Raw genomic sequence first — 300 nt, 5'->3', positions numbered from 1 at the left:
CGCCAACGACATCGCCGCGAGCGGCGATCCGACCTACAACGTTCTCACCGGCAACACGGTGAATCTTTCGGGCGTTCTCTCCGGCTCCGGCGACGTCGTCGTCAACGCGGCGAGCGGCTATGCCGGAACGCTGATCCTCTCGGGCGTCAACACCTATACCGGCCCGACTGTCGTGAACGCCGGCATCTTGCAGGCTGGCTCGACCAGCGCCTTCGGTAGCAATTCCGCGGTCACGGGCGCCGGCGGCGCCGTGCTCGATCTCGCCGGCTTCTCCAATGCCATCGGCTCGCTCGCCGGCGC

1 protein-coding gene is annotated in these 300 nt (G+C 67.7%); it reads left to right on the top strand.

Annotation, left to right across the window (positions count from 1 at the left end):
* Window positions 1–300, top strand: a 300-nt coding sequence (locus tag AABA86_RS32950; protein ID WP_338309719.1) for an autotransporter-associated beta strand repeat-containing protein, incomplete at both ends; no start/stop codon positions are given.

It is taken from the genome of Bradyrhizobium sp. TM233 (assembly GCF_036247965.1).
Taxonomy (GTDB): domain Bacteria; phylum Pseudomonadota; class Alphaproteobacteria; order Rhizobiales; family Xanthobacteraceae; genus Bradyrhizobium; species Bradyrhizobium ottawaense.
The sequence above is the reverse complement of the archived record's forward strand: the minus strand, read 5'-3'. Positions and strand labels throughout refer to the sequence as shown.